Here is a 20,304-nt window from a genome sequence, read left to right as displayed (position 1 = left end):
CCCCCCCCCCCCCCCCCCCCCCCCCCCCCCCCCCCCCCCCCCCCCCCCCCCCCCCCCCCCCCCCCCCCCCCCCCCCCCCCCCCCCCCCCCCCCCCCGGTGCGGTGAGCACCGCGAGGAGGCGCGCACGCACGTACGGGTCCAGGCCGCTCACGTCCGCCGCGGTGAGCCGGCCGGCCAGGCCTGTCACGGTCCGCCACTGCGCCAGCGCCGCCCGGCACCCCGCGCAGTCGTCGAGGTGCTCGTCGACGCGACGGCGGGTCGGCTCGTCCAGCGCGTCCTCGACGTAGGCGGTGAGCAGTTCGACGAGCTCGATGCAGCGCTCGTCGGCACCCTCGCGCCGTTCACCGGTCACGAGCCCCTCCTCCCGGCGTAGCGCTCCAGTCGCTCCCGGACGAGTCCGCGCGCCCGGTGGAGCGCCGCCAGCTGGTCGGCAGCGCTGAGGTCGAGGGCAGCGCGGGCGTCCTCCGGCGAGCGCCCCTCGACGTCCCTCGCCACGAACACCCGCCGCACCTCGGGCGGCATGGCGTGCACCGCCGCCCGCACCTCCGCGAGCGCCCCGTCGTCGTCGACGAGGTCGCGCGCCCACTCCCGCGGCGGGACCGCCCAGTGGCCCGGCCACACCGGGTGGTCGTCCGGGAGGAACCGGTCGGCGGCGAACACCGGCGCACCGGTCACCGGCCCCGCCGCCGCCGGCGCGGGGGGCGCGCCGGGGAGCACGACGACGAGCAGGACAGCCGCGGCCACCCCGGTGACGACGAGCGCCCACCCCGCCGCGCCGACGCCCACCCGGTCGCTGATGAACCCGATCGCGATCGCGAACGGCACGAACGCCACCCAGGTCAGCGTGCCCACACCGGAGGCGACCCCGGCCCGGACGGCCGACGGGACGCCGTCGTGCAGGCGGCGCAGCACGGGGATGCCGCCCGCGACCACGGCGGTGGTCAGCAGCACCTGGGCGGTGATGACGAGGTACGGCGACCGGCTCGTCGCGAGCACCACACAACACGCCAGGATCACCGCCGCCAGCAGGACGGCTCCCGGCCGCCGGTCCCACCACGGGCGCGCACCGAGCAGCCCGCCCAGGCCGAGGGCCGCGGTCAGCCCCGCCCAGTGCGGCCCGTACAGGACGGCCGGCACCGCGAACGCGACGAGCCAGAGCGGGCCGAACTCGAGCATGCCCTGCACCAGGAGCGACCCGACGACGGTCAGCGCGATCACCAGCCGCAGCCGGCCGGGCTGCACGAGAACCCGGTAGGTGGCCCGCACCTGGTCGCGCAGCGACCCCGACTCCTCTCCCTCCCCGTGCAGCCGCGGCTCCCGGAACACGAGCAGCGCCAGGCAGGCCCCGAGCACCAGTGGCACGGTGAGGAAGTACGTCAGGCGCAGGGAGGTGGCCTCGGCGATCACGCCGCCGGCGAGCGCGCTCGCCACGAGCGCCCCGCTCTCGACGAGCCGGAGGCGTCCGATCGTCGCCTCGAAGGCCGCGCTGTCGCCGGTCTCCTCGAGGACGGTGTCGTACACGACCGAGTCGACGGTCCCCGACTGCATCGCGAAGAACAGCCCCAGGAAGCCCGCGGAGACCAGGTACATCGACACGTTCTGGCTCAGACCGCCGATGGCCACGCTGACAGCTGCCGCGACCGACCCCAGGACGAGCACCCCGCGCCGGCTCCACCGGTCGGCGAGCAGGCCGGACGGCACCTCGAACAGCGGCACCACGGCCGCGTACACGGCCGCCATCAGGCCCACGCCGGCGGCGTCGAACCCGATGCTGGTCATGAACAGCTTCTCGATCGGCACCCAGAGCGCGAGGTTCTGCAGGAAGACCGCCGCGTAGAGCGGTGCCAGCCGACGGCGCACGGCCGCTGCCGCGGCCCACCGTCCGATGTCCCCCGGGCCGAGCCTCTCGGCGAGCGCGCGCATCACGGACCCGCACGGCCGTCCGCGCCGGACGACGGCGCCCGGTCGTGCCCCCCGCGGTGTGCCTCGTGTCTCGTGGCCACCTCGGCCCCCTCCGTCGGGACGGGATGGAGGGAGGACCGGGCGGAGGGGCGGAACTCATCGCTGCGGCCGGCACCGGAAGACCCTCGCCGCCCGCGTCGGGTCCCGGTCGTTCCGGGCACGTGACGCCGCAGTGTCCCAGGTCACGGCCGGGTGTCGGCGAGGTCACGATCTCGCCCTCGAGGGGGGCTCGGGCGGTGTACGCCGTCACCGTCCGGGTAAGCGGCGTAGCGTGGTGGACGTCAAGACAGCAGCGGACCCACCAGCCGGACACCGACCCGGCGCACGAGACGACGAGAACCACGAGCACGACGACGACGAACCAGCACGAACCAGTGACGTCCCTGCTGACCCGCCCCACCCGCATCAGACGGCACCCCGCTCACCGGATCCCGGCGAGTCCACCGTTCGATCGGCAGGATCGGGAACACAGGGCTCCATCCTGGCGCTGTGCAGGAGGCCGATCCGCAGCCGCGGGTCCGTGCGGTAGAGAGCGAGTGATGACCCAGATGACCCAGACGCTGACGACGACCCCGCCCGCCGACGACCTGGTCGTCCCCTTCCACTGTGACCGTTGCGGTGCGCTGGCCAAGGTGCGGGTGGTCCTCGCCAGTGGCAGCGACCTCGTCTTCTGCGGGCACCACGCCCGTGAGTACGAGGGCAAGCTCCGCGACATCGCCGTCGACATCATCGAGACCGACGGCGAGCAGCGCCTCAGTCACTGACGGAGGCGCTATCGTCGCAGACAGCGATGAAGCCCTCACCCGACGCCGCCGCCGGCGTCCCTGATCCGCCTGACGCGGACGGGACGCCGGCGGCTCCGTCGTTCCCGGGGTCCCCCGGTCGACGGCGACCCGGAGATCCCTCGATGCCCCCTCAGACCACCTCCTCCGCGCCCCGGCACCCGGCTGCCCGGGACGACGCCGCCGCACCGGACGAGACCGTCCGCATGGGGCAGCCGGTGCTGTCCGACGACACCCGCCCGGTGCCCCGCGACCGCGGCCCGCTGACCTCCGAGAGCGCCGGTCCCGCCGGGTCGCCTCCGCCCGTCCCCGCTGCCGCGGCCCCCTCGCCGTCCGAGGACGACGCGGTCGCGGCCGAGCCGGACACCGTCGCCGAGCCCCCCGCGGCTCCTGAAGCTCCCGCGGCCGCCGAGCCCCCCGCGGCCGCCGAGCCCCCCGCGGCCGCCGAGGCGACGAGCACTCCGGACGCCGAGGACGACGACACCCAGGACATCCGCTTCGCCGCCGCGCAGGCGCCCGGCGAGCGACCGTCCGGTGCCGACGCCGCGGCGACCACAGCGCTCCCGCCCGCGGCGCCCGCCGGCGACACCGCCGTCGCGCCCGGCGCCGACCCCACCTCCTCCGCCGCTGGCGCCCCGGGCGTTCCCCCGGCCGCCGGGAACGACGGTGACGGCCCCGGCCCCGGCCCCGGCGGGCCCGGCTCCGACGGCCCGACCACGGACGGCGCCGGCCCCGGCCGCCCGTGGTGGCGGCGTCCGGTCGTCCTGACCCCGGTCGCGGCGGTCGCCGCCCTGGGCGCGGTCTACGGCGTCGACCTGCTGGTCGCCGGTGGCGACGTCCCCCGCAACACCGTCGTCGCGGGCGTCGACATCGGCGGCCTCTCCCCTGCCGCCGCGACCGACGAGCTCGAGCAGGAACTCGCGCCCCGGGTGACCGCCGATCACGTCGTCGTCGCCGACGACGTCGAGGCCACCCTGTCCCCCGCCACCGCCGGGATCACGCTGGACGTCGACGCGACCGTGGACGCTGCGGACGACCAGCCGCTCAACCCCTGGACGCGCCTGGTCTCGCTGTTCGGGGACCGCGAGGTCGCCCCCGTCATCACCGGTGAGGACACCGCCCTGGCCGCGCAGATCGACGCGATCGCCGCGCAGGTCGACCGGGCGCCGGTCGACGCGACCATCGCGATCGACGGCACCACGGCGAGCGTGGTCCCGCCCGAGGACGGGCGCACGCTCGACCGCGAGGGCGCGGCGGCCGCGGTCAGCGACTTCCTCGCCGACGGCGGCGACCCGGGCACGCCGATCGAGCTGCCGGTCGAGCTCACCGAGGTGTCGGTCGACGCCGAGGAGGCCCAGCGAGTCCTGGACGAGACGGTCACCCCGGCCCTCGCTGCGCCGGTCGGCGTGACCAGCGAGGACGGCGCCACGTCGGTCGAGATCCCGGTCGAGGCGATCGCCACCTCGCTGACCTTCACGCCGGAGGAGGACGGCCGGCTCGCCGTCGCCGTCGACCCCGCCCGGCTGCAGGAGGCCATGGGCGACGGGCTGGGTGAGTTCGGCACGCCCGCCGAGGACGCCCGCTTCGAGGTCTCCGGCGGTGCGGTCACGGTCGTCCCCTCCGTGGACGGGGCCGGCGTCGACCCGGCCGTACTGGCCGGCCAGCTGCTCGAGGTCCTGGCACAACCCGCGCCGCGCGCCGTGACCGCGCAGCTGGGACCGGTGGAGGCCGACTTCACCACCGCCGACGCCGAGGCCCTGGGCATCCGCGAGGAGGTGAGCACCTTCACCACGAACTTCACCAGTGCCGCGAGCGGCACGAACATCCGCGTGGCCGCCGCGGAGCTGGACGGCGCGATCGTGCAGCCCGGCGAGACCTTCAGCCTCAACGGCTACACCGGTCCACGCGGCACGGCACAGGGGTACGTCGAGGCCGGCGTCATCAACAACGGCGAGTTCACCACCGCGGTCGGCGGCGGTGTCAGCCAGGTCGCCACGACGCTGTTCAACGCGGTGTTCTTCGCCGGGCTCGAGGACGTCTACCACAAGCCGCACAGCTACTACATCAGCCGTTACCCGGCCGGCCGGGAGGCGACCGTCTACTACGACTCGATCGACCTGGAGTTCCGCAACGACACTGACACCGGCGTCCTCATCGACACCCTCTGGACGCCGAACTCGCTGACGGTGACGTTCTACGGGACCAAGCGGTACGAGATCGAGTCGATCAGCAGCAACCGCTACAACACCCGCCAGCCCGTGGTGCAGGAGAAGCCGGACGACGGCAGCTGCAGCCCGCAGGGCGGCTCCACCGGCTTCGACATCACGGTGACCCGGGTGTTCCGCGACCTGCAGTCGGGTGCGGAGATCAAGCGAGAGGACTTCCGGACCCGCTACGCCGCCGAGCCGGTGATCCGGTGCGTGCCCGTCGAGCCCGAGGAGCCGGAGGCCGACGCCGAGCCGGCGCCCGAGGAGACGCCGGAGTCCGACCCGGGCGACTGACCCTCGTGCGATCGGGCGACCCGCGCCGCGGCCACCGGCCCGGCCGCAGGTCGCCCGGCGCCCCGACGTGCACACTGGGGCGGTGAGCACCGTCCTGCCCGGTGGGTCGCCGGCCCCCGCCGGCAGCACCCCGGACGGCGCCGTCCCCGCCCCGGCCGGAGCGACCGCCGCGCCCCCGGTTGCCGGGGCCCCTCCGCGCGGGCGCCTGGCCCGCTGGCCGGCGCCGGTCCGCGTCCCGCTGCAGGTGCTGGGGCGGACGGTGGCCAAGGCGTGGGGAGACCGCATCCTCGGCCTCTCGGCGGAGGCGGCGTTCTGGCAGATCCTGTCGGTGCCACCGCTGCTGATCGGGCTGCTGGGCTCGCTGGGCTACCTCGGCACGTTCATCGGCGCCGACGCCGTCGCCCGGATCGAGGACCAGCTGGTCACCGCGTCGGCCCGCGCCCTCACGCCGGACGTCGTCGACTCGCTGGTGCAGCCGACGCTCAACGACATCCTCGGCTCCGGGCGGCTCGACGTGGTCAGCGTCGGGTTCCTGCTCGCCCTGTGGGCCGGGTCGTCGGGCACGGCGACGTTCATGAACACGATCGTCATCGCCTACGACCAGCGCGACGTCCGCGGCCCCATCCGCACCCGGCTCATGGCGCTGTGGCTGTTCGTCGTCGGCATGGTGCTCGCGGTGCTCACCCTGCCGCTGCTCGTGCTGGGCCGCGAGGTGCTGGTGTCCCTGCTGCCGGCCGACTGGCGCGACACCGCCACGGTGCTGGTCAACGCCGTCTACTGGCCCCTCGTGCTGATCGGGCTGGTCCTGGCCCTGACCAGCTTCTACCACGTGGTCCTGCCGCGGCGGCTGCCCTGGCGGCGGCACCTGCCGGGCACCGTGCTGGCCGTCGCCTTCTTCATCGTCACCGCGCTGCTGACCCGCGCCTACGTGGCCGACATCCTCACCGCGACGCTGCCGTACGGGGCGCTGGCCACCCCGATCGCCGCGCTGCTGTTCTGCTTCTTCTTCGGGATGGCGGTGCTGCTCGGCGCCGAGCTGAACGCGACCGTCCAGGCCCGCTGGCCGGCGCCGCTGCGGCGACACCAGAAGCGCCGGCAGGAGCGCCGGGCGGCCAAGCTGGAGCGCGCCCGGCGCCTGGACCTGCTGTGAGAGCCTCCCCCGGCCCCCGTGACGGGGTCCTCCTCGGGCCCTCCTACTTCTTGAGCTGCTCGTAGATCTCCTTGCACGCCGGGCACACCGGGCTGCCGGGCTTGGGCGCCTTGGTCACCGGGAACACCTCGCCGCAGAGCGCCTCGACGAGCGTGCCCATGACCGCGCTCTCGGCGATCTTGTTCTTCCGGACGTAGTGGAAGACCTCGTTGGCGTTGCCGGTGTCGCCCTCGCGGACGTCGGGCTTCTCGAGGATGTCGGTGCTGCTCACGGGCTGCTCCCTGGAGGTCGCGGGACTGTCGGGGCGCGCCCGCCGGCTCGGGCCGGGCGCGGCTCCCCCGCCCACCATGATGGCAGGGTGCACGCCGATCCCCTGCCGCGTCCCGTCCAGCTCTCCCCCGAGGTCGCCGACGCGCTCGACACCGGCCGCCCGGTGGTCGCCCTCGAGAGCACCCTGCTCGCCCACGGCCTCCCCCGGCCGGACAACCGCGCCGCCGCCGACCGGGTGGAGGCCGCCGTCCGGGCCGGGGGGGCGGTGCCCGCGACGATCGCCGTCCTCGACGGCGTGCCGCACGTGGGCCTGACCGCCCAGCAGGTGGACCGCGTCTGCGGCGACCCGGACCTGGCCAAGCTCGGCGTCCGGGACCTGCCGGTGGCCGCCGCGCTGGGACTCAGCGGCGCCACCACGGTGTCGAGCACCGCGCTGCTGGCCGCCCGCGCGGGCATCGGGGTCTTCGCCACCGGCGGGCTCGGCGGGGTGCACCGGCAGTCGGCGGACACGTTCGACGAGTCCGCCGACCTGGTCGCCCTGGCCCGCACGTCGCTGGTCGTCGTCTGCGCCGGGGTGAAGTCGATCCTCGACGTCCCGGCCACGCTCGAGCGGCTGGAGTCGCTGTCGGTGACCGTCGTCGGGTACCGGACGACGACCTTCCCCGGCTTCTACGTCGCCGACTCCGGCTCGACCGTCGACTGGGCGGTGGACGACGCGAAGCAGGCCGCCGCGGTCTTCGCCGCCCGCCGCGACCTGGCACCGGGCGCGGTCGTCGTCGCCCACCCGCTGCCGGCCGACGAGCAGCTCGATCCGGAGCTGCACGACCGGGTCATCGCCGGGGCGCTGGCCGCGGCCGAGGCGGCGGGGGTGCGCGGCAAGGCCGTGACCCCGTTCGTCCTGGACCACCTGCACCGGGCCAGCGCGGGCGCCACCCTGGCGGTCAACGTGCGGCTGGTGCTGCGCAACGCCGAGCTGGCCGGCCAGATCGCGGCGGCGCTGGCCGCGCTCCCCCGCTGAGCCGGCCCGTGTCGGTCGTGGTGGTCGGCGACCTGGTCACCGACGTCGTCGTGGTGTTCGACGGGGAACCGGCGCCGGGGTCCGACCGCCCGGCGAGCATCCGCAGCCTCGGTGGCGGCGCCGGGGCCAACGTCGCCGTCCACCTGGCCGCGCTGGGCACGCCGGTCGTCTTCGCGGGCTGCGTGGGTGAGGACCCCGCCGGGCGGGGGCTGGTCGCCGAGCTCGCCGCCGCGGGCGTCACCCCGGCGGTCCGCACCGTTCCCGGGGCGGCGACCGGCACGGTCGTGTGCCTGGTGGAGCCCGGTGGGCAGCGCAGCATGCTCGCCGATCGCGGAGCCAACCTGGCGCTGCTGCCCGGGGACGTGCCGGCACCGGTCCGGGGCGGGCACCTGCACCTGTCCGGGTACACGCTGCTCGACCCGCGGCCGCGCCCGGCGGGGCTGGCGGCGATCGCCGCGGCGGCAGCGGCCGGGTGCACGGTGTCGCTGGACCCGGCCTCGACCGGTCCGCTGGCCCGCTACGGCATCGACCGCTGGCTGGTCGACACCGCCGCGGCGACGCTGGTGCTCCCCAACGAGGCCGAGGCGCTGCTGCTGACCGGGTGCGCCGACGCGGCGGCCGCCGCCCGGGCCCTGGCCGCCCGCCACCCCGTGGCGGTGGTGACGCTCGGCGCGGACGGCGCGCTGTGGGCCTCCGGCGACGCGCTCGTGCACCGGCCGGCGCACCCGGCGACCGTCGTCGACACCACCGGCGCCGGCGACGCGTTCGCCGCCGGCCTGCTGTCGGCGTGGCTGGCCGACCCCGGCAGCGACCCGGCGCGGGCGCTGGACGCCGGCCTGGCGCGGGCCGCGGTCGTCGTGGGCCGGCCAGGAGCTCGCTGAGGCTCCTGCAGGGACCCGCCGCGGCCCCGTCCAGAGGCTCACCGCGAGCCCACGAGGCCCCGTTCCGGGTACCACGCTGAGCGTGCGAAGCGTGGGGGACGGGGTCCTGCCAGAGGAGGACGGGGTCCTTCTCCGGCGGGGGGCAGGGGTCCTTCCTCAGTGCTCGATGACCCGACCGGGGCGGGCGGGGTTCTCGAGGATCCGGTCGGGCCGCGGCGGCGCGTAGCGGTTGACGTCGAGCTTCTTCTTCGGCGGCTCATCGTTGGCCATCATCACCGCGATCCACGGCAGGACGGTGCCGAGCAGCGCGAAGATCAGCGCCAGCCACAGCGTCTGGTAGAAGACGGCGGCCAGGACCAGGGCGACGGCGCGGACGGCCATCGTCAGCACGTAGCGCTTCTTCCGGGCCGCGTGCTGCTCCGCCCGGCTCGGCTGGGCCTCGGTGATGAGGACCGGCGCGGGCCGGCGGGAACGCGCAGGCTGCTGGCTCGAGGCCACGGCTTCCTCCCCTCCGCCGACCGGGTGACCGGCACTCGGCGGAACCCCTCCACGGACCGTGCCGCCCGGCGTCCCGACGGCGTCCGGGCCCGGCACGATCGCGGGTCGCCGCCCATCGTGCCACCCGATCCGAGGCGGTGCAGGCGGCTCCGGCGCGCCGTCCTCAGGAGCCCGCGGCAGCCTTGGCGGCCTGCTTCTTCGCCTGCTTGAACGAGCGGACCTCGGCCAGCGACTCCGGCCCGGTGATGTCGGCGACCGAACGGCGGGAGCCCTCCTCGCCGTACTCCCCCGCGGCCTCCCGCCAGCCCGGCGGGGTGACGCCGTACTGCTTGCCGAGCAGCGCGACGAAGATCTTCGCCTTCTGCGCGCCGAACCCGGGCAGCTCCCCGACCCGCTTCAGCAGGGCGCGGCCGTCCGGGACGTCGGCCCACAGCGCCTCGGCCCGCCCGTCGTAGCGCTCGACCAGCAGCCGGCAGACCGCCTGGGCGCGGCCGGCCATCGAGCCCGGGTAGCGGTGGATCGCCGGCGGACCCTGGAACCAGGCGGTCAGCTGCCCGGGGTCGGCGTCGGCGATGTCGCCCGCCGAGAGCGCGTCGACGCCCATCCGGTCGGCCAGCAGCCGGGGCCCGGCGAAGGCCCGCTCCATCGGGAACTGCTGGTCGAACAGCATCCCCAGCAGTAGTGCCAGTGGGTCGCGGCTCAGCAGCTCGTCGGCGACGGGGTCCTGGGTCAGGCGCAGGGTCGGCACGCTCGCGATCCTGCCGCACCCGTCCGGAGGATGACGTCCGGCCGCTGTGGCAGCTGCCGCCGGCCTGGTGGAGCCGCTCGGCTCTGCGAGGTCCGGTGCACCCGGTGCTGAGCAGTCGCAGCCCGGTACCCCCTGCGTACTGCATCCCCGCGCGGCGATGAGTTCCCCGCTGACCGACGGTCCACCTGTCATCGACCGCGCGAGGAGGAGCCACGTGGACCAGCTGCTCAGAGTCCAGAACTTCACCGTCTCGAGTGACGGATTCGGAGCGGGTGAGCACCAGAGCCTGGAGAGACCGTTCGGCCACGCCGACCCGGGGGCCATGTTCGCCTGGGCCGGCGCCACGGCGAGCTGGCCCAACCGCACCGAGCCCGGCGGCAGCCGCGGGCTCGACGACTACTTCACCCGGGACTTCGCCCGCAACATCGGCGCCGAGATCATGGGCCGCAACAAGTTCGGTCCCCAGCGTGGCCCCTGGGAGGACCACGAGTGGCAGGGATGGTGGGGCGCCGAGCCGCCGTTCCACACCCCTGTGTTCGTGATGACCCACCATCCGCGCCCGTCGTTCACGCTCTCCGACACCACGTTCCACTTCGTCGACGCCGACCCGGCCACGGTCCTCGACCAGGCGCGGGAGGCGGCCCAGGGCCGGGACGTCCGACTCGGTGGCGGGGCCACCGTCATCCGGCAGTTCCTCGACGCCGACCTCGTCGACACCATGCACGTGGCGGTCTCACCGGTGGAGCTCGGCTCCGGCGTACGGCTCTGGACCTCACCCGACGAGCTGCTCGACCGCTTCCACCTCGACGTCGTGCCCAGCCCGAGCGGCGTGACCCACCACCTGTTCTGGCGCAGGTGACACGGGAGCTCCCGATGGGACGCCGGATGCGCTGGATGTGGGCGGGGTCGCTCCTGCGTCCAGCTGCTGGGTCGGCGGCGCGACCACCACCTGCACCGCGGCACCACCACGCTGTGACGGCTCCCAGACGACACCGCCGAGATGACCGCGCGGGAGTGCCCCCGCGCGTTCGCTGATCCGCCGGCGACGTCTAGCGTCTCCCTGGGTCGAACGACAACGGCCCTCCCGCAACGCCGCGGGTGTCGGTCGGTCCTCCCCAGCCGCCGGCGACTGATCCTCGTCCACCGAGGTGCCAGCAGTGGCCCTGTCCGCTCCGATCGACTCCCCCCACGACGACGTCCCCGAACTCGTCGCCCGTCTGGACCTCATCACCGGCCACGTGCAGTTGGTCGGGCGGCTCGACCGTGCGACCGTGCACCTGCTCCAGGACGCCGTCTCGACTCTGCTGCTGTCCCCCTGCGCCCACTGGACGATCGACCTCACCGGCGCAACCATCGGCGACCACCACGGCCTGCGAGCCGTCACCGCCGCCTACCGCCGCGCCACCCGGAACCACCGGCAGCTGACACTGCGGGGCGCGTCCCCCACCGTCCAGCGCGCCGCGCTGCAACTCGGCGGCAGCGAGGACGCCGCGCCTGCCGGTTCCGCCTGCCCGAACTGAGTCCGGCCGGCCAGCACCACAGCTCGGCGTGTGGACCTCACGCCGGACGCCCGCCGCGCGTTCACACCACATGAGCACACGGACGACGACCGGCCCGGGCCGCTCGGCGATCGACGCTCGCCGGCACCGGGTGATCGCCTCGCCGCTGGACGAGCCCACCCTCGTGGCCGACGGCGACGCGCTGGCCGGGGTCCACTCCCCCTCCCACCGGCGTCGGCCCGGCCCGGAGGCCCTCGGCCCGCGCGACGACACCGCCCTCGACGAGGCGGCAGCCCAGCTCGGCGAGTACTTCACCGGTGTCCGCACCCGGTTCGACCCGGCGACGCGAGCCGACGGGGCGCCGTTCGACCGGGCCGTCTGGGCGCTGCTGACCACGATCCCGTCCGGCGAGACCCGCAGCCACGGCGAGCTCGCCCGTCGGCTGGGAGACCCCGCTACAGCGCAGGAGGTCGGCGCGACCAACGCCCGCAACCCGCTGTGCATCGTGGTGCCCTGTCACCGGGTCGTCGGCGCCGACGGGCGGCTGGTCGGCTACGCCGGCGGCCTGCGGCGCGAGCGGGCGCTGCTGGACCACGAGCACTCCGTGGCCGACGGCGCCGGGCCGCCGTCGTGACCCCGCCGGACGTCGGGTCGGGGACCGTGACGTCCGGGAACCGCCAGCCACCGGCGCCCACGTCCCCTGGGATCGAGACGTGACCCGCGCGCCCCCCGCACCGAGCCCGCGGCCGGCGACCGGCCGCTCCGTCGTGGGAGCTCCCCTCCCGCCGTTCGACCAGCTGATCACCGACCACGGCGCCGTCGTGCTGCGGGTCTGCCGCGCCGTCTGCGGGCCCGTCGAGGCCGACGACGCCTGGCAGGAGACCTTCCTGGCCGCGCTGCAGGCCCATCCGCGGCTTCCCCCGGGCAGTGACCCGCGGGCCTGGCTCGTCACGATCGCCCACCGCAAGGCGATCGACCAGCACCGCAGGGCCCGGCGCATCCCCGAGCCCCGCGCCGAGCTGCCCGACGTCCCCAGTGGCGACGGGATCCCTGGCGACGAGCGCCGCCGGCAGGCGGCCGACCTGTGGGCCGCCGTCGCCGCCCTGCCGTTCGAGCAGCGCGCCGCGATCGCCTACCACCACCTCGCCGGCCTGCCCTACGCCGCGGTCGGCGAGCTGATCGGCAGCAGCGAGGCCGCCGCCCGGCGCAGCGCCGCCGGCGGCATCACCGCGCTGCGCGCCGACCACCGAGGAGTCCTGACGTGACCGACCTGTTCCCCGACCTGCACCTCGAGGACACCGCACCGCTGCGCGCCCGGCTCGCCGCGGCCGCCGCCGAGCACGGGCTGCTCGACGTCACCTACCGCACGGTGGACTCCCCGCTCGGCAGCCTCCTGCTCGCCGCCACCCCGGCCGGGCTGGTCACCGTCGCCTACGCCGTCCAGGACCACGACGCCGTGCTGGCCGCCCTCGCCGCCCGGATCAGCCCCCGCGTGCTCCGCGTCGGCCTCCGGCTCGACGACACGGCCCGGCAGCTCGACGAGTACTTCGCCGGCCGTCGCCGCGCCTTCGACACGCCCCTCGACCTGCAGCTGGCCCGGGGCTTCCGCCGCACCGTGCTGGAACACCTGCGCGGCGTCGGCTACGGCAGCACCACGAGCTACGCCGGCCTGGCCGCCGCGGCCGGCTCCCCGGCCGCGGTGCGCGCGGTCGGCACCGCGTGCGCCACCAACCCGCTGCCCATCGTGCTGCCCTGCCACCGCGTGGTCCGCAGCGACGGCTCCCCCGGCCGCTACGTCGGCGGGGACGCCGCGAAGGCCGCCCTCCTCGCCCTCGAGACCTCCCAGGAGCCCGGATGACCACCGCCTCCCCGAGCGGGCGGACCGGCCAGGACCGCGCGGACCTGCCGCTGTGCACGCGCGTCGACCACCTCGACTGGCCGGCGCTCACCGCCCGGCTCCACGAGACCGGCTCGGCGCTGTCCGGTCCGCTGCTGACCCCGCAGGAGTGCCGGGAGGTCTCCGGGCTCTACGACGACGACGCCCGCTTCCGCAGCACCGTCGACATGGCCCGGCTGCGCTTCGGCGCCGGCCAGTACCGCTACTTCGCCCTCCCGCTGCCCGCCGCGGGGGCCGACCTGCGCTCGGCGTTCTACCGGCGCCTGCTGCCGGTCGCCCGCGAGTGGGCCGGCCGCACCGGTCCGCCACGGGGTCAGCACCGTCCACACCGGCCGTCGGCACACCCTCGGCCTCGTCCTGCACGACGCCGCCTGACCGGCTCCCCGCCGGCCGTGCAGTGCGCGGCCCGCGCCGCATGGACTCCCCGGCGGTGGGTAGAGCGAGGCGCGCCGGTTCGTGGCCGGGGGAGGTGGCCCGTGGCCGTGAGCGTGTGGGCGCACCGATCCCCGCCGGCACCGGCTCCCGGCCGGGCGGCGTCGTGGCAGGAACGGCCGAGCTGCGTCGCCGAGCTCGCCGGTCTGCGCCGGCGGCTCCGCACGGCCCTGGCCGACGGTTCGCTGCCGGCCGGCGCCGACGACGGCGAGCGGCTCCTGCTGGTGATCGAGGAGCTGGTCTCGAACGGGCTGCGGCACGGCCGGCCGCCGGTGCAGGTCACGGTCAGCGCGGCCCGACTCGGCTGGCTGGTGGCGGTGAGCGACGCCGCGCCCGGCCGGGCTCCGATCCCTGCTGTCGATCGCGACCCCGGGCACGGCGGCATGGGCCTGTCCCTCGTCGCGAGGATCTGCGGTGCACGCGGCTGGGCGGTCGAGGCCGGCCGCAAGGTCGTCTGGGCCCGTGTCCCCTACCTCGAGCCGCTCCAGGTGGAGCGGCTCGACGAGGCGCTGGACCGCGCCCTCGTCCTGGCCGGGCAGCTGACCACGTCGGCGCGCCACATGGCGACGACCCTGGACGCCCTGGCGTCGGCGAGGGACACGGTGGGCCAGACGCGCACCGCCACCAGGCTGCGCAGCCGGGCGACGCGTGCCCGCCTGGAGGCCGAACGGGCGCGCTGGGTGGTCCTGACGGCTCGGCGAGGCGACCGCTCGGCCGCAGGGCAGGCGCCGAGCCGCTCCTGCTGAGCGGTCCGTCCGGCCAGGCGCCGCACCGGATGGGAGTCGCAGCGAACCGTCGGCGTCCGCGGCCCGCCGCACGTCGTGCCGCCTCGCCGCGCGTGGGATCTCTCACGTTGACGACGGCGCGGGGCCTCTGGGCGGCACGGGGACGACGCGCCGGGGGCGTGCGCGGGCCGTCGGCGTGGCGGACGGCTCACCTGCCCTTCCCCGAGGGCGTCGGGGTCGGGGTGGCCGGACGTCGTCGGGACGCCCCGAGTGGCGGGTCCAGAGCCCCGTGAGAACCGGTCCGTCACAGGGCTTCCGATCACGCTCTGCGCATGTCTAACCTCTTTCAGTCACTCCCGTTCACCCGATCGAGGGCTTCTCTTCCCCATGCACCACCGCCCCTCCGGGCATCGACGCGCCCCGCTCCTGCTCCGCTGGTCCCGGCTGGGAACCCGTCGGGCAGGTCTGCCGGTCCTCGCGGTCGTCGCCCTCGTGGCCGCCACCATCTCGCTCCTCACGCCGACGCGGCAGACGGCCGCGGAGAGCGTCTCCCTGCACGAGGCGTCCGCCTCCGCGCCGTTCGCCCACGAGGGCGACGAGGCGGGCACGGGCATCGGCTCAGCCCTGCAACTGGGGGAACAGGCCGATCCCGCCGCCGCCGAGCCCGCAGCTCCCGAGTCCGAGACCGCCGAGCCGCCGGTCACGGACAGCGGCCCCCTCGCGGTCACCGACCGCGAGGTCCTGCACAAGGTCAAGCAGGCCGGGCTGTGGGAGATGCCGGTCGGGACGTGGCTGACCGAGCGGGCCGTCGACCCGAAGGTCCGTGAGGTCGGCGGCAAGATCTCCGCCGAGCACATGGAGCTCGACGGGATCGTGACCGCGGCCGCGGCCCGACTGGGCGTCACGCTGCCGACCGACCCGACCCCCGAGCAGCAGGGCTGGATGCGGGAGATCGACGCGCAGCAGGGCGCGGCGCTCGACGAGCGCGCCGTCTTCCTGCTCCGGCAGGCGCACGGCAACGTCCTGCCGTTCCTGACCCAGGTCCGGGTGTCGACGCGCAACGCGGAGATCCGCGAGTTCACGACCGAGGCGATGGCCTTCGTCCAGCGGCACATCGAGTACCTCGAGTCGACCGGGCTCGTGGACTACGACCAGCTCCCCGGCACCTCCGAGGCCAGCAACCCCGACTGGGGGTCGAACACGCTCAACTTCGTGCTGTTCGCCCTGGTCAGCGCCCTCTTCGCCGTCCTGATCGTCCTCTTCGGGCGGACGCTGGCCCGCACCGTCAAGGCGCTGGCCGGACCGAGGGACACCCGAGCCACCACATCGCGGGCACGCGCCCGTGGACACCACGCAAGGAGCAGAGCATGAGCAGGTCCACCACCAACCGAGCGTTCCCGATCGCCGCGGCGATGGCCGTGGGCGCAGTGCTCGGCGCTGCCGCGGTGGCCGGGACGGGCGGCCTCGCGACGGCGTCCGCGACCTCCACCGGAGCGGGCGCGGAGGCCTCCGCGGCCGCCGGCGAGGAGACCGCCGCCGCGGACGCAGGGCACGACCACGGGACGACGGCGGCGTCGGACGCGGCGGCGGAGCCGCTCGTGCCGCTGGCGGTCGGCTGCGACGACTCCGACCTGCCGGCGCACGACGGCAACCAGGCCGGGCCCGCGTGCGTGTCGACCCTGTTCGGCGAGGTGGGCGCCGCCGAGGACAACCCGCAGCTGCTGATCACCGACGCCCCGGACGAGGTGACGGTCGGCCAGCCGTTCACCCTCCAGGTGTCGACCCGCAACCTCGTGCGGGACCGCTTCCTGCCCGCCGCGCAGGGTGGCTACTACCTCGAGTCCTCCACGCTGGACGAGAACGGCATCGTCCGCGGCCACTTCCACACGGCCTGCCGCGTGCTCGGCGACGCCGACGTGGCGCCCGAGCCGGTGCGTCAGGACGTCTTCGTCGCGACCGAGGACGGCGGCGGTGGCGCCACCCCGGACACCGTCACCGTCGAGATCCCGGGTCTGGCCGCTGCCGGCCAGGCGCAGTGCACCGCGTGGGCCGGCGACGGGTCCCACCGGATCCCGATGATGGTCTTCGCCAACCAGATGCCGGCCGTCGACTCGGTCCGCATCCAGGTCGCGGCGGACGACGCTGCCGAGGCCCCCGCGGACGACGCGGCCGCCGCGGACGCGGGCGCCGACGAGGCGGCCGAGGCCCCGCAGGGCACCGGGCAGCGCGCGGACGCCGCTGAGCGCCGGGCCACCGAGACACCCCGGCGCGACGAGACGCCGCGGCGCCCGGAGACTCCGCAGCGCACCGCCACAGACGTCGACGCCGGGACCCCGGCGGACAGCGAGACCGCGGACGACGCGGACACCGAGACCGCGTCTGACCCGGTCGCCGAGGACCGCACCGACAGCGACACCGGCACCCGCGCCGACCGGTCGAACGGCCGCTGACAGGAGCCGTCCCCGGCACCCTCCGACGGCCCGCCGTCCGGGGGGTGGCCGAGGATGGCCCGGTGCGCGCGGTGGTGAGCAGGGTCGGTTCAGCGGCGGTGACCGTCGACGGCGAGGTGGTCGGCGAGATCAGGCGCGGGCTGCTGGCCCTGGTCGGGGTCGGCCGCGACGACGACGCGGACCGGGCCCGCGCGCTGGCCCGCAAGGTGCTCGAGCTGCGCGTCTTCCCCACCGCGGACGGCGCCCGGTCCGCGGGCGACCTGGGCCTGCCGGTCCTGGTGGTCAGCCAGTTCACGCTCTACGCCGACACCCGCAAGGGCCGCCGTCCCTCCTGGGACGCCGCCGCCCCCGGCGAGGTCGCCGAGCCGCTGGTGGACGAGGTCGTCGCCGAGCTGCGCCGGCGCGGCGCCGAGGTGGCGACCGGCCTGTTCGGCGCCCGGATGCTCGTCTCCTCGGTCAACGAGGGCCCGATGACCTTGCTGCTGGAGGTCTGAGCGGCGACTCCCCTGGGTAATGCGGGGTGACGCAACACACGCCCTGTGCGTTTGCTGTGAAGCAGGCATCCGTGGAACACCCGAGTGGGTCGGGGCCGTTGGACAGGGCGTACCACACGGACACACGAGCGAGGCTCCTCGGCCGACCGAGCCGGCCGACCGGAGCCCCACCACGACGCCCGGATGCACCGCGGCCACCGCCGACCGGCGACGCATCCGAACCGAAGGCAAGGACGAAGACAGACCGTGACGCTGCTGCAGTCTTCCCCCACCGACACCCTCGAGGTGCGCTCCCGCACGGCGCGCCGCGAGCCCGACACCACGGGACTGGTCTCCACAGACCTGGTCCGGGTGTACCTGAACACCATCGGCAAGACCGCGCTGCTCACCGCCGAGCAGGAGGTCGAGCTGGCGAAGCGGATCGAGGCCGGGCTCTACGCCGAGCGTCTCCTGGCCGAGCGCCAGCTGACCCCCGCCCTCCAGCGGGACTACAAGGCCCTCGCGATCGACGGCAAGGCGGCCAAGCGCCACCTGCTGGAGGCCAACCTGCGGCTGGTCGTCTCCGTCGCCAAGCGCTACACCGGCCACGGCATGACGTTCCTGGACCTCATCCAGGAGGGCAACGTCGGCCTGATCCGCGCGGTGGAGAAGTTCGACTACACCAAGGGCTTCAAGTTCTCGACGTACGCGACGTGGTGGATCCGCCAGGCGATCACCCGCGCGATGGCCGACTCGGGTCGCACCATCCGGCTGCCCGTGCACCTGGCCGAGCAGGTCAACAAGGTCGTGCGCACCCGCCGCCGGATCCACCAGGAGCTGGAGCGCGAGCCCACCGCCGAGGAGCTCGGTCTCGAGCTGGACATGACCCCGGAGCGGATCACCGAGCTGCTCGAGTACTCCCGCGACCTGGTCAGCCTCGACCAGACCGTCGGCACCGACGAGGAGTCCCGCCTCGGTGACTTCATCGAGGACGCCGACGCCGCCGTCGCCGAGGACGCGGTCGCCTTCCAGATGATGAAGGGCGACGTCCGCAACGTGCTGTCGACGCTGGAGGAGCGGGAGCGCGACGTCGTCGTCCTGCGCTTCGGCCTGGACGGCGGTCAGCCGCGGACGCTGGAGCAGATCGGCAAGCAGTTCGGACTCTCCCGCGAGCGGGTGCGCCAGATCGAGCGCGAGACGATGGCCAAGCTGCGCGACCCGCAGCGCGCCGACGCCCTGCGCGACTACCTCGCCTGAGGAAGGGCCCCGCGTCCCCCATCCCTCGCACGCTCGGGACGGGCCCCTGACGCGGGGCCGTTCCAGACAGTCACCACGCCGAGAGCCGGTCACCGTGAGGTGACCGGCTCTCGGCGTCTCACGGCATCCCGAAGCGGGCGACGTGGGCCAGTGCCTCCGCCCGCGTGGCCACGCCCAGCTTGGCGAGGATGCTCCCGACGTGGTGCTCCACGGTCCGCTTGCTGAGGAACAGCCGGGTGGCGATCTCCTGGTTCGCCATCCCCTCGGTGAGCAGACGCAGCACCTCCCGTTCCCGCGCGGTCAGCCGGCCGGAGGCGTGCGCCGACGTCCCCGGGTGCGCACCCAGGCTCCGCAGCAGCTCCGCGGCCTCGTCCGCGTCCCGCTCGGCACCGAGCGCGCGCAGGGCGGTCAGGGCCTCCCGCCCCTCGATGAGGGTCACGTCCCGGGCCGTGCCGACGACCTCCCGTGCGATCGCCAGCCGGACCCGAGCGGCCTCCCAGGGCAACCCGGCCCGGGCGAAGCCCACCAGCGCGGCCTCGAGGTGGGGCAGGACCTCGGCCCGCCCGTCCGGACGCACCAGGACGGCGGCGACCTGCTCGGCGTACGCGCCGAGGTGCACCAGCCGGCTCTCGGCGGCGAAGGTCCGCAGCCGATCCCCACCGCCTCCGCCTCGGCCGCCCGTCCGCCGGCGGCCAGGACCTCGGCGAGCAGCGCCAGGGCCGGTGCCTGCAGGACCGTGGCGCCGTCGAGCGAGCGCCGCAGGACGGCCGCCGCCATCTCCCGTTCGCCCCGGCCCAGGTGCAGCCGGGCGAGGGGCAGCACCGCCTGGCCGTCGAACTCGTTGCCGGCCAGGAGCTGGGCCGCCTCCCCGAGCCGGCCCTGCCGGACCCGCAGGTCGGCCAGCCGGACGGCCGCCCCCGAGCGCAGGGCCCGCATCCCGTCCTCGTGGATGTGCAGTGCCGTCGTGAGCGCCTGCTCCGCCTCGGCCCAGCGGCCGGCCGCGACGAGGACCCCGCCGTGGTGCATGAGGCAGATGCCGGGCACCCACAGGTCGTTCGAGGCGCGCCCGGCCCGGTCGGCGACCGCCAGCCACTGCTCGGCCCGCCGGACGTCGAGGGCCATCTCGCAGCAGAGCAGCATCTTGCAGTAGATCTCGCCGATCACCAGGTGGTCGCGGACCTCGCCGTTGCTCGCCGCGACCGCGGCCTCGTCCAGACAGCGCATGCCGTCGGCGACCCGGCCGCGGAGGACCAGCCCCAGCCCGCGGTACCCGAGGGCGCAGAACCACAGGTCGTCGTCCCCGAACCGCCGGGCGATGCGGGCCGCGGCACGGGCGTGCGCATCGATCCGCTCCGGGTCGTCGATGGCCAGCGCCTCGGCCAGCTCCACCCATCCCGCCTCGGGACAGTCACCGGCCTCGTCGGCCAGGCTCCTCGCCCGGGCCAGCCACCCTCCGGCGGCCGCTCCGTTCCCGTGGACGGCGGCGTGCAGGAAGCTCAGCTCACGGCCCGCGATGAGCGCAGGCCGGCGCGTCTCACCGCGCGCCCGGAAGCCGGCGTAGGCCCGCTCGTACCAGTGGATGGCCCCGGTGAAGTCGCCCGCCCACTCCAGGGACCGGGCCAGCCCGTGGCAGGCGGCGGGCGTGTCGTCGCCGGCCACGGCACCGGAGAACGCCGACCGGGCGGTCGACCAGTCGCCGCGCGCGAGCGCCGCCTCGCCGTCGGAGAGCAGAGCAGGTCCCCCTGCTGCCATGGGCCCGA

The 20,304-nt window shown here is 75.5% G+C and carries 22 protein-coding genes; 15 read left to right on the top strand and 7 right to left on the bottom strand.

All coding sequences use genetic code 11. The annotated features are described in order from the left end of the window. Positions 1 to 353, bottom strand: a 353-nt coding sequence (locus ACI782_RS07755; protein WP_456907778.1) for an anti-sigma factor family protein, incomplete at its 3' end; no start/stop codon positions are given. Continuing rightward, on the bottom strand, positions 350 to 1,924 hold the full coding sequence (locus ACI782_RS07750; RefSeq protein ID WP_456907776.1) for an MFS transporter: 1,575 nt from the start codon (positions 1,922 to 1,924) through the stop codon (positions 350 to 352). The genes ACI782_RS07755 and ACI782_RS07750, both read right to left, overlap by 4 nt. Before the next feature lie 578 nt (positions 1,925 to 2,502). Between ACI782_RS07750 and ACI782_RS07745 the strand changes: the two genes are divergently transcribed. The 3 genes from ACI782_RS07745 to ACI782_RS07735 all read left to right on the top strand — a co-directional run bounded on the left by ACI782_RS07745 (position 2,503) and on the right by ACI782_RS07735 (position 6,396). Beyond that, the gene (locus tag ACI782_RS07745; protein WP_012949566.1) at positions 2,503 to 2,727 is read left to right on the top strand and encodes a DUF7455 domain-containing protein; all 225 of its coding nucleotides are present in this window, start codon (positions 2,503 to 2,505) and stop codon (positions 2,725 to 2,727) included. 143 nt (positions 2,728 to 2,870) lie between these two features. Beyond that, complete coding sequence (locus ACI782_RS07740) at positions 2,871 to 5,246, top strand: VanW family protein (RefSeq protein ID WP_456907774.1); 2,376 nt, start codon at positions 2,871 to 2,873, stop codon at positions 5,244 to 5,246. A gap of 82 nt (positions 5,247 to 5,328) precedes the next feature. Continuing rightward, positions 5,329 to 6,396 (top strand): YihY/virulence factor BrkB family protein, encoded by a 1,068-nt coding sequence (locus ACI782_RS07735; RefSeq protein WP_456907772.1) that lies wholly within the window; start codon positions 5,329 to 5,331, stop codon positions 6,394 to 6,396. Positions 6,397 to 6,439: 43 nt separating this feature from the next. Here the strand turns inward: ACI782_RS07735 and ACI782_RS07730 are convergent, their stop codons facing one another. Then, a complete protein-coding gene (locus ACI782_RS07730) occupies positions 6,440 to 6,667 on the bottom strand; it encodes a DUF3039 domain-containing protein (protein ID WP_456907770.1) in 228 nt (75 codons plus the stop codon). An 87-nt stretch (positions 6,668 to 6,754) separates the two neighbouring features. Between ACI782_RS07730 and ACI782_RS07725 the strand changes: the two genes are divergently transcribed. After that, positions 6,755 to 7,684: a pseudouridine-5'-phosphate glycosidase gene (locus ACI782_RS07725; RefSeq protein ID WP_456907768.1), complete on the top strand. Its 930-nt coding sequence runs from the start codon at positions 6,755 to 6,757 to the stop codon at positions 7,682 to 7,684. Positions 7,685 to 7,692: 8 nt separating this feature from the next. Further along, entirely contained in the window at positions 7,693 to 8,565 is an 873-nt protein-coding gene (locus ACI782_RS07720; RefSeq protein WP_456907766.1) for a carbohydrate kinase family protein, read from the top strand. 156 nt (positions 8,566 to 8,721) lie between these two features. Here the strand turns inward: ACI782_RS07720 and ACI782_RS07715 are convergent, their stop codons facing one another. Together ACI782_RS07715 and ACI782_RS07710 are read right to left on the bottom strand one after the other, a co-directional pair. Beyond that, the gene (locus ACI782_RS07715) at positions 8,722 to 9,063 is read right to left on the bottom strand and encodes a DUF3099 domain-containing protein (RefSeq protein ID WP_456907764.1); all 342 of its coding nucleotides are present in this window, start codon (positions 9,061 to 9,063) and stop codon (positions 8,722 to 8,724) included. Between the two features lie 163 nt (positions 9,064 to 9,226). Continuing rightward, positions 9,227 to 9,811, bottom strand: coding sequence for an HhH-GPD-type base excision DNA repair protein (locus ACI782_RS07710; protein ID WP_456907762.1), 585 nt, complete (start codon positions 9,809 to 9,811; stop codon positions 9,227 to 9,229). 214 nt (positions 9,812 to 10,025) lie between these two features. On the opposite strand from ACI782_RS07710, the gene ACI782_RS07705 reads away from it, so the two are divergent. From ACI782_RS07705 to sigB, 10 genes are all read left to right on the top strand, one after another. After that, on the top strand, positions 10,026 to 10,670 hold the full coding sequence (locus tag ACI782_RS07705; protein WP_456907761.1) for a dihydrofolate reductase family protein: 645 nt from the start codon (positions 10,026 to 10,028) through the stop codon (positions 10,668 to 10,670). Between the two features lie 298 nt (positions 10,671 to 10,968). After that, a complete protein-coding gene (locus ACI782_RS07700) occupies positions 10,969 to 11,331 on the top strand; it encodes an STAS domain-containing protein (RefSeq protein ID WP_456907759.1) in 363 nt (120 codons plus the stop codon). 70 nt (positions 11,332 to 11,401) lie between these two features. Further along, positions 11,402 to 11,944, top strand: a complete 543-nt coding sequence (locus ACI782_RS07695; protein ID WP_456907757.1) for a methylated-DNA--[protein]-cysteine S-methyltransferase — start codon at positions 11,402 to 11,404, stop codon at positions 11,942 to 11,944. A 79-nt stretch (positions 11,945 to 12,023) separates the two neighbouring features. Then, positions 12,024 to 12,575, top strand: coding sequence for an RNA polymerase sigma factor (locus ACI782_RS07690; RefSeq protein ID WP_456907755.1), 552 nt, complete (start codon positions 12,024 to 12,026; stop codon positions 12,573 to 12,575). Beyond that, positions 12,572 to 13,168, top strand: a complete 597-nt coding sequence (locus tag ACI782_RS07685; protein WP_456907753.1) for a methylated-DNA--[protein]-cysteine S-methyltransferase — start codon at positions 12,572 to 12,574, stop codon at positions 13,166 to 13,168. Before ACI782_RS07690 ends, ACI782_RS07685 begins: the two co-directional genes overlap by 4 nt. Further along, complete coding sequence (locus ACI782_RS07680; RefSeq protein WP_456907751.1) at positions 13,165 to 14,385, top strand: 2OG-Fe(II) oxygenase; 1,221 nt, start codon at positions 13,165 to 13,167, stop codon at positions 14,383 to 14,385. The genes ACI782_RS07685 and ACI782_RS07680 overlap by 4 nt, the downstream gene beginning before the upstream one ends. A 471-nt stretch (positions 14,386 to 14,856) precedes the next feature. Continuing rightward, positions 14,857 to 15,735, top strand: a complete 879-nt coding sequence (locus ACI782_RS07675; RefSeq protein WP_456907749.1) for a DUF4142 domain-containing protein — start codon at positions 14,857 to 14,859, stop codon at positions 15,733 to 15,735. Continuing rightward, complete coding sequence (locus ACI782_RS07670; protein WP_456907748.1) at positions 15,732 to 16,814, top strand: hypothetical protein; 1,083 nt, start codon at positions 15,732 to 15,734, stop codon at positions 16,812 to 16,814. Before ACI782_RS07675 ends, ACI782_RS07670 begins: the two co-directional genes overlap by 4 nt. Before the next feature lie 62 nt (positions 16,815 to 16,876). Next, positions 16,877 to 17,308 carry a D-aminoacyl-tRNA deacylase gene (gene dtd / locus ACI782_RS07665; protein ID WP_456907746.1) on the top strand — a complete coding sequence of 144 codons (432 nt, stop codon included), beginning with the start codon at positions 16,877 to 16,879 and terminating at the stop codon, positions 17,306 to 17,308. Between the two features lie 246 nt (positions 17,309 to 17,554). Further along, on the top strand, positions 17,555 to 18,544 hold the full coding sequence (sigB, locus tag ACI782_RS07660) for an RNA polymerase sigma factor SigB (protein WP_456907744.1): 990 nt from the start codon (positions 17,555 to 17,557) through the stop codon (positions 18,542 to 18,544). A 118-nt stretch (positions 18,545 to 18,662) separates the two neighbouring features. Here the strand turns inward: sigB and ACI782_RS07655 are convergent, their stop codons facing one another. Beyond that, a complete protein-coding gene (locus ACI782_RS07655) occupies positions 18,663 to 18,983 on the bottom strand; it encodes a response regulator transcription factor (protein WP_456907742.1) in 321 nt (106 codons plus the stop codon). Continuing rightward, positions 18,980 to 20,296 (bottom strand): tetratricopeptide repeat protein, encoded by a 1,317-nt coding sequence (locus tag ACI782_RS07650; protein ID WP_456907740.1) that lies wholly within the window; start codon positions 20,294 to 20,296, stop codon positions 18,980 to 18,982. Before ACI782_RS07650 ends, ACI782_RS07655 begins: the two co-directional genes overlap by 4 nt. Positions 20,297 to 20,304: the final 8 nt, after the last annotated feature.

The organism is Geodermatophilus sp. SYSU D00703, from assembly GCF_054050155.1.
This window is presented reverse-complemented; position numbering and strand designations above follow the sequence as displayed.